Annotated in this window: 8 protein-coding genes; 3 read left to right on the forward strand and 5 right to left on the reverse strand. The window is 73.2% G+C overall.

The window, feature by feature from the left end; translation table 11 throughout:
- On the forward strand, positions 1-597 hold a 597-nt coding region (locus L2I40_RS15035), incomplete at its 5' end, for a GNAT family N-acetyltransferase (protein ID WP_372491064.1).
- A gap of 34 nt (positions 598-631) precedes the next feature.
- A complete protein-coding gene (locus tag L2I40_RS15040) occupies positions 632-1,924 on the forward strand; it encodes a capsule biosynthesis protein (RefSeq protein ID WP_237216019.1) in 1,293 nt (430 codons plus the stop codon).
- A 7-nt stretch (positions 1,925-1,931) separates the two neighbouring features.
- Here the strand turns inward: L2I40_RS15040 and rfbB are convergent, their stop codons facing one another.
- The 4 genes from rfbB to rfbC are packed head-to-tail and all read right to left on the reverse strand — an operon-like array spanning position 1,932 to position 5,394.
- Positions 1,932-2,996 carry a dTDP-glucose 4,6-dehydratase gene (gene rfbB, locus L2I40_RS15045; protein ID WP_237216020.1) on the reverse strand — a complete coding sequence of 355 codons (1,065 nt, stop codon included), beginning with the start codon at positions 2,994-2,996 and terminating at the stop codon, positions 1,932-1,934.
- A gap of 6 nt (positions 2,997-3,002) precedes the next feature.
- Positions 3,003-3,887: a glucose-1-phosphate thymidylyltransferase RfbA gene (gene rfbA, locus L2I40_RS15050; RefSeq protein ID WP_237216021.1), complete on the reverse strand. Its 885-nt coding sequence runs from the start codon at positions 3,885-3,887 to the stop codon at positions 3,003-3,005.
- Positions 3,884-4,786, reverse strand: a complete 903-nt coding sequence (gene rfbD, locus L2I40_RS15055) for a dTDP-4-dehydrorhamnose reductase (RefSeq protein WP_237216022.1) — start codon at positions 4,784-4,786, stop codon at positions 3,884-3,886. The genes rfbA and rfbD overlap by 4 nt, the downstream gene beginning before the upstream one ends.
- Positions 4,786-5,394: a dTDP-4-dehydrorhamnose 3,5-epimerase gene (gene rfbC / locus L2I40_RS15060; protein ID WP_237216023.1), complete on the reverse strand. Its 609-nt coding sequence runs from the start codon at positions 5,392-5,394 to the stop codon at positions 4,786-4,788. Before rfbC ends, rfbD begins: the two co-directional genes overlap by 1 nt.
- Positions 5,395-5,627: 233 nt before the next feature.
- Between rfbC and L2I40_RS15065 the strand changes: the two genes are divergently transcribed.
- On the forward strand, positions 5,628-6,200 hold the full coding sequence (locus tag L2I40_RS15065) for a D-sedoheptulose-7-phosphate isomerase (RefSeq protein WP_272910971.1): 573 nt from the start codon (positions 5,628-5,630) through the stop codon (positions 6,198-6,200).
- A 6-nt stretch (positions 6,201-6,206) separates the two neighbouring features.
- On the opposite strand, the gene L2I40_RS15070 is transcribed toward L2I40_RS15065, so the two are convergent.
- On the reverse strand, positions 6,207-7,292 hold the full coding sequence (locus tag L2I40_RS15070; protein WP_237216024.1) for a glycosyltransferase family 4 protein: 1,086 nt from the start codon (positions 7,290-7,292) through the stop codon (positions 6,207-6,209).
- Positions 7,293-7,428 lie beyond the last annotated feature (136 nt).

Genomic DNA, 7,428 nt, shown 5'->3' on the forward strand with positions numbered 1-7,428 from the left:
GCTCGGACGTCTGCCCTTCCGACCCCCGCGCTCGCCGCGCGGCGCGACGACGGGACGGCGCGGCTGCGGTTGCGGCCGCTCGACCGGCGCGACTACGCGGCCGAGGTCCGGCGCGTCGCGGCGCTCTATGACGAGGCCTGGGCGGAGAACCGGCACGCGGTGCCGCTGCGCCCGGCCGAGGTCGAGACCATGGGAAAGCTGCTGCGGCCGCTGCTGCTCGCCGGCGAGGTGATCTTCGCCGAGCGGGACGGCGTCGCGATCGGTCTCGTCGCCGTCGTGCCGAACATCGAGCCGGCGCTGCCCGCCGATGGACGGCTGCTGCCCTTCGGCTGGGCGCGGCTGCTGCCGGCGCTGCTGGGCCGCACGGGATCGGCGCGAATCCCGATGCTGGGCGTCGCGCGCGCGCTGCGCGGCAAGCCGGCCGGTGCGCTGGCGACGGGCGCGCTGCTGGCGGAGGCGATCGGGATCGCGGCGCGGTGCGGCTGGGGGGAGGTCGAGATCTCCTGGATCCTCGAGGAGAACGCCGCGATGCGGAACGTCATGGCGCGGCTCGGCGCGCCGGAGACCGGGCGCTGGCGGCTCTGGCGCGGCGATTGACAGCGTGGTGATCCGGCCGGAGGTATCGGCCCGCATGTCCCCCCGCGACGTCACCCTGCCGGAGCCGGAACCGTCTCCGGTACGACGCAGCTTCCTGTTCCTGCAGGGGCCGATCAGCCCCTTCTTCGCCGAGGTGGCGGCGGGGCTGCATGCGCGCGGGCATGCGGTGCACCGGATCAACCTGAACCTCGGCGACAAGCTGTTCTGGCGCGGCGCGCCGGGGGTGGCCGAGGACTTCACCGGCCGCGTGGAGGCCTGGCCCGGATTCGTGGCCGACGCGATGGATCGCTGGGCCGTCACCGACCTCGTGCTGCTGGGCGAGCAGCGGGAATGCCATCGCGTGGCGATCGCGGCGGCGCGCGAGCGCGGCGTTGCTGTGACCGTCACCGACTTCGGCTACTTCCGTCCTGACTGGATCACGCTGGAGCGCGACGGGATGGGCGGCGACAGCCGCTTTCCGCGCGAGCCGGAGGCGATCCGTGCGCTTGCCGCCGGCCTGCCGCCCGCCGACCTGACGGAGCGCTACAAGGACGACTTCCGCCGCCAGGCTGTCTGGGACGTGCTGTACCACCTGGCCAACATGCTGCCGTGGCCCTTTCCGCACTACCGCAGCCACCACCTGCATCATCCGCTGGCGACCTATGCGGGGATCGGCTGGCGGCTGCTGCGACGCGGCGCCGAGCGTGCGGAGGGCGCGCGCGTGCTGGCACACGTGCAGGGCAAGCCGTATTGGGTGTTTGCGATGCAGATGGAGACGGACTTCTCCATCCGCGCCTATTCCGACTATCCGGACATGGACACGCCGCTGCGCGAGGTCGTGCGCTCCTTCGCGCAGCATGCGCCGCGCGACGGGCAGTTGATCGTCAAGGTGCATCCGCTGGATCCCTGCCTGAAGCGCTGGGGCCGGCGGATTCCGGCGATCGCCGCGGCGGCGGGCGTGACGGAGCGCGTGCATGTCGCGCATCACGGCACGCTGGATGCGATGATCGCGGGATCGCGCGCGGTGGTGACGGTGAACAGCACGGTGGGGCTGCGCGCGATCGTGATGGAGCGGCCGGCCAAGGCGCTGGGCCGCGCGGTATGGGACGTGCCGGGGCTGGCCCATCAGGGGGCGCTCGACGCGTTCTGGGCTGAGGCGGCGGCGCCGGATGCGGCGCTGCGGGCGGACTTCCTGGCCGCGCTCCAGGCGACGACGCAGGTGCGGGGGGTGTTCTACGGAGAGGCTGGGCGCCGCGTTGGGGTGGCGGAGGCGGTGGCGTGGTGCGAGGCGCTGCGGCCTGATGCCGCCGCCGTCACGCCGGGTGCCACAGGATTCGACGCGGCCTGACGCGGCATCAGGCGCTCTTGCCCTGCCCCAGCCGCTCCCCGGCATAGCGCCGTGCGCGGATCGGGCCCCACCAGGATTCGTGGTCGAGATACCAGCGCAGCGTCGCCTCCAGCCCCGTCTCGAAATCGTGCCGGGCGCGCCAGCCCAGCGCCGCCTCCGCGCGGCTCGGGTCCATCGCGTAGCGGAAATCGTGGCCCGGGCGGTCCTTGACGAAGGTGATCAGCCGCTCGCGCGGGCCGGCAGGATCGGGGCGCAGGCGGTCGAGCGTGGCGCAGATCGCCTTCACGACCTCGAGGTTCGTCCGCTCCTGCCGCGGGCCGATGCAATAGGTCTCGCCCGGCTTGCCGCCACCGAGCGCGGCCAGGCACAGCGCCTCCGCGTGGTCGTCCACATGGATCCAGTCGCGGACATTCGAGCCGTCGCCATAGACGGGTAGGGGCTTGCCCTCGAGCGCGTTGAGCGAGACCAGCGGGATCAGCTTCTCGGGGAATTGCCAGGGGCCGTAGTTGTTCGTCGTGTTCGAGACGAAGGCAGGGAAGCCGTAGGTGTGCTGCCAGGCGCGCACCAGGTGGTCGGAGGCGGCCTTCGACGCGCTGTAGGGGCTGCGGGGGTCGTAGGGCGTCGTCGCATCGAAAGGCGGGTCGCCGTGGTCCAGCGCGCCGAACACCTCGTCGGTCGAGATGTGGTGGAAGCGGAAGGCGGCCTTGGCCGCGCCCTCCAACGCGGACCAGTGCGCGCGCGCCGCTTCCAGCAGCACCTGCGTCCCGACGACGTTGGTCCGGATGAACTCCGCCGGGCCGTCGATCGAGCGATCCACATGGCTCTCAGCGGCAAGGTGCATCACCACCTCGGGCTTCCACTGCGCGAAGGCGGCGTGCATCGCCTCGGCGTCGCAGATGTCGGCCTTGAGGTGGATGTGCCGCCGGTGGCCGCGCGCCTCTTCCAGCGCGTCGTGGCTGGCCGCGTAGGTCTCCTTGTCCACGTTAACGATGACGTGATCGGTGGTGCGGATCAGGCGGCGGATGACGGCGGAGCCGATGAAGCCCAGGCCGCCGGTGACGAGGATGGTCATGGGATCTCAGCGCGCCTTGCCGTCATGGGCCAGCAGCCCTTCGAGGTACTTGCCGTAGCCGGAGTTGCGCAGCGGCGCGGCGATGGCGGCGAGCTGCGCGTCGTCGATGAAGCCCATGCGCCAGGCGATCTCCTCGGGGCTCGCGACCTTCTGGCCGGTGCGCTTCTCGATCGCGCGGACGAACTCGCCGGCCTCGAGCAGGCTGTCATGCGTGCCGGTGTCGAGCCAGGCATAGCCGCGGCCAAGCCGCGTAACGCGCAGGCTGCCTTCGGCCAGGTAGGCTTTGTTGAGATCGGTGATCTCGAGCTCGCCGCGCGCCGAGGGCTTCAGGTTGCGCGCGATCCGGGGCGCGCGGCCGTCATAGACATAGAGGCCGGTGACCGCCCAGTCGGAGCGCGGCTGCTTCGGCTTCTCCTCGAGGCTGAGCGCGCGGCCTGCGGCGTCGAACTCCACCACGCCATAGCGTTCGGGGTCGGCGACACGGTAGGCGAAGACGGTGGCGCCCCGCCCGGCCTCCGCGCGCGCCTCCTTCAGCCGTCCTTCGAGATCGTGGCCGTGGAACAGGTTGTCGCCGAGCACCAGCGTGCTCGGGCTGCCGGCGAGGAATTCTTCCGACAGCGTCAGCGCGCGGGCGATGCCGTCCGGGCGCTCCTGCACCGTGTAGGCGATGCGGATGCCCCAGGGCGTGCCATCGCCGAGCAGGCGCTGGAAGAGCGGCATGTCGTGCGGCGTCGAGATCAGCATGACCTCGCGGATGCCGGCCAGCATCAGTACCGACAGCGGGTAGTAGACCATCGGCTTGTCGTAGACCGGCATGAGCTGCTTCGAGACGGCGAGCGTCGCCGGGTGCAGCCGCGTGCCGGCGCCGCCGGCGAGCACGATGCCCTTCATCGTTCATTCTCCTTGACCGGCCCGACCAGGACGTCGAGGCAGCGGCCGAGCGAGACGCGCCAGTCGGCAGCCGCCACGCCATGCACCCGCAGGATCTTCCCGCAATTGAGGCGGCCATCGGGCGGCCGCCGCGCCTTTGTGGGGTATTCGTCCGTCGTGATCGCGACGAGCCGCGGCGCGGGATGGCCACGCCGGGCGGCCTGCTTCAGGATCTCGGCCGTGAAGCCGTGCCAGGTGGTGTGCGGCGTGCCGCTCAGGTGGAACAGCCCGAAGGCCTCGTCCCCGGCCTTGGCGGCGAGCAGGCGCGGCGCCATGCGGGCGACCGCGTCGGCGAGGTCGGCCGCGAAGGTCGGCGCGCCATGCTGGTCGGCGACGACGCGGATCTCCTCGCGCTCCTTCGCCAGGCGCAGCATCGTCTTGACGAAGTTGGCCCCGTCCGGGCTGCACACCCAGGCGGTGCGGATCACCGCGCTGCGCGGGTTCGCGGCGAGTACCGCCCGTTCGCCGGCTTCTTTCGTCGCGCCGTAGACGCCGGCCGGGTTCGGGGCGTCGGTCTCGGCATAGGGTGCGCCCTTGAGGCCGTCGAAGACGTAGTCTGTCGAGAAATGCACAAACGGTGCGCCGCGCGCCGCCGCTGCCTCGGCCAGCCAGGCGGCGCCGGTACAATTCACGGCCTGCGCCAGGTCGGGCTGGTCCTCGGCGCGATCGACGGCGGTGTAGGCGGCGGCGTTGACGACGAGGTCGGGTGCCGCGCGCTCGACCACCGCGGCGATCCCGGCGCGGTCGGTCAGGTCGAGCTCGGGCGGCTCGAGCGCGGTCACGACGTGCCCGTCAGGCACGAGGCGCGCGACGAGGGCGCGGGCGACCTGCCCCTCGCGGCCGGCGACGAGGACGCGCATCAGAATCGGATGTCGCCCAGCGCGGCGAGGGTCGGCAGGCGCGCGTCCTTCGCGGACAGCACGGCATCCGCGGCGCGGATGCCCCAGTCGATGCCGAGCGCCGGATCGTTCCACAGGATCCCCGCCTCGCAGGCCGGCGCGTAGAAGCCGCTCATCTTGTAGGCGACCTCGGTATCGGGCTCGCGCGTCACGAACCCATGCGCGAAGCCGACCGGGACGTAGAGCATCAGCCCGTTCTCGGCCGAGAGCTCGACCGCGACATGCTGCCCGCGGGTGGGCGACCCGGCGCGGCAATCCACCGCCACGTCGAGGATCCGGCCGCGCAGCACGCGCACGAGCTTCGCCTGCGGCGCGGGCGCGGTCTGCAGGTGCAGCCCGCGCACCGTGCCCATGGCGGTCGAGCGCGACTGGTTGTCCTGCACGAAGTCGTCGGCGATGCCGAGGGCGCGGAAGTCGCGCTGGCTGTAGGTCTCCGTGAACACCCCGCGGTGGTCGGCGAAGCGGCGCGTCGAGACGAGCAGCGGGCCCTGCAGCGGGAAGCCGCGCGCCTCGAAATTGCCGGCGCGCCGGATGGCGACCATCTGGTCGAGGACGTCGAGCGCGGTCACGGGCGGTTTCCCCTGCATTGGCATCTGCGGCGTCGGCTTGGCGGCGCGGCTGGGCCGGGCGCCCAGCGGGTCCACCCGGCTCTATGGTCCGCGGTCCCGCGACTGCGCAAGGCGTGTCGATCTCCGCCGCGGCCTCGCCCGCGCGGCACGGCCGGGACGACGCCTCGACCCCTCCGCCCGGGTGGGTTAAGCGGGCGCGGCCGGACGCGGCCGGCCCTGACGGAGTTCCAGCGATGCCACCCTCGCTCGATGCCTGGCTCGCCGATGCCGAGGCGCTGCTCGAGGCGACGCGCGGCGCCGGCATGGCGGCGAGGATGGATGCCGCCGTCGCGGCCACAGCACGCGCCCTCGCGGCGGGCAAGCCGCTGCTGGTCTGTGGCAATGGCGGCTCGGCGGCCGACGCCCAGCACATCGTCGGCGAGCTGGTCGGGCGCTTCCTGAAGGAGAGGCGGGCACTCAAGGCGATCTGCCTGTCCTCCAACGCGGCGGTCCTGACCGCCTGGAGCAACGACTACGACTATGCGACGGTGTTCGCCCGGCAGGTCGAGGCCTATGCCGAGCCGGGCGGGGTCCTGATCGGCCTGTCCACCTCCGGCAACTCGGCCAATGTCGTGCTGGCCTTCGAGGCGGCGCGGCGGCTCGGGATGACGACCATCGGCTTCACCGGCGAGGGCGGCGGGCGGATGGCGCCGCTCACGGACCATCTCTTCGCCGTGCCGTCGCGCTTCACGCCCGCGATCCAGCAGGTGCATCTGGTGCTCTATCACTGCTTCTGCGCAGGCCTGGAGGAGGCACTGGCGGGCTGATCCGCCTCAGCGGCCGACGACGCCCCGCAGCCCGGCGACGAGGCTCGCGGCCGGGGTGTCCCAGTCATTGACCAGTTCCGCGGCCTGGGCCACGGCGCCGCGCAGGGCCTCCAGCCTGCGCGGCTCGAGGGCCGCGGCCAGGGCGTCGGCCAGTGCGGGAGCCGAGGCATCGCGGGCGATCAGCCCGCCGCCGGCGGCGAGCTGTTCGGTCAGGCCGCCGACCGGGGTCGCGACCACCGGCACGCCCATGGCGAGCGCCTGAGGCACGATCCCGGACTGCGTCGCCTCGCGATAGGGCAGGACGACCAGGTCCGCCTGGGCGAGCAGCGCCGGCACTTCGGTCTCCGGCACCCAGCGCGGCTCCACCGTGACGCCCGGCAGGCGGTCCAGCCCTGGCGCAAGGCTGCCCACGTCGCCCTCGCCGACGACCCGCAGCGTCGCGGTCGGGTGTCGAAGCCGGACCTGGTCGAAGGCGTCGCGCAGCAGGTCGAGGCCCTTGTAGGCCCGGAGCCGCCCGAAGAAGAGCAGGCGCCCTTCGCCCGGCACCCGGGGCAAGCGCTCCGACAGCAGCGCCGGCAGCGTCATCCGGATCTGGGGCAGGCCCGGCGCCCGCGCCGACAGGTCGCGCGCGACCGCGTCGGAGAGCGCGACCGCGGCGCGGGCGGCGGCGAGTTCCCGGCCCAGGCGCCAGTTCCAGGCCCAGCCGAAGTCGCCCGCGTGCGGCGAGGCGTCGTGCACCACGGGCACGAAGGCGGCGCCGGCGCGCGCGAGCCCCGGCGCGACGAGCGGCGTCCAGAGATGCGTCATGGCGGAGACCACCGCGTCGCAGCCGGCCGCCTGCCGGCGCAGGGCCCGCGCGGCGAAGGGAATCCGCGGCGTGGCCGCGAGGAAGCCGGCCAGGTCGCGATAGGTGTCGGTGAGCGAGACCGGCACGCCGAGGTCGTGGAACGCCGGCGCCAGCTCGCCCTGCGCCGAGAGGGCGAGCGAAAGCGCGACGTCGTCCCGGCGCGCGAGTGCGCGCGCCAGTCCCAGCGTGAACTGCGCGCCGCCGCCGCGGCGGCCCCAGTACCAGAGCAGGATGCGCAGGCTCATGCGCCGCCCACAGGCAGGCCGAGCGCAGCCAGCCGCGCGCGGTAGGCGGCCGCGCTCCATTCCCGTTCGGCGAAGGCGGCGGCGGCGGCGCCGAGCCGCGCGGCCTCTGCCCGGTCGTCTCGCACGCCGCGCAAGA

It is taken from the genome of Falsiroseomonas oryziterrae (assembly GCF_021864505.1).
Lineage (GTDB): Bacteria > Pseudomonadota > Alphaproteobacteria > Acetobacterales > Acetobacteraceae > Falsiroseomonas > Falsiroseomonas oryziterrae.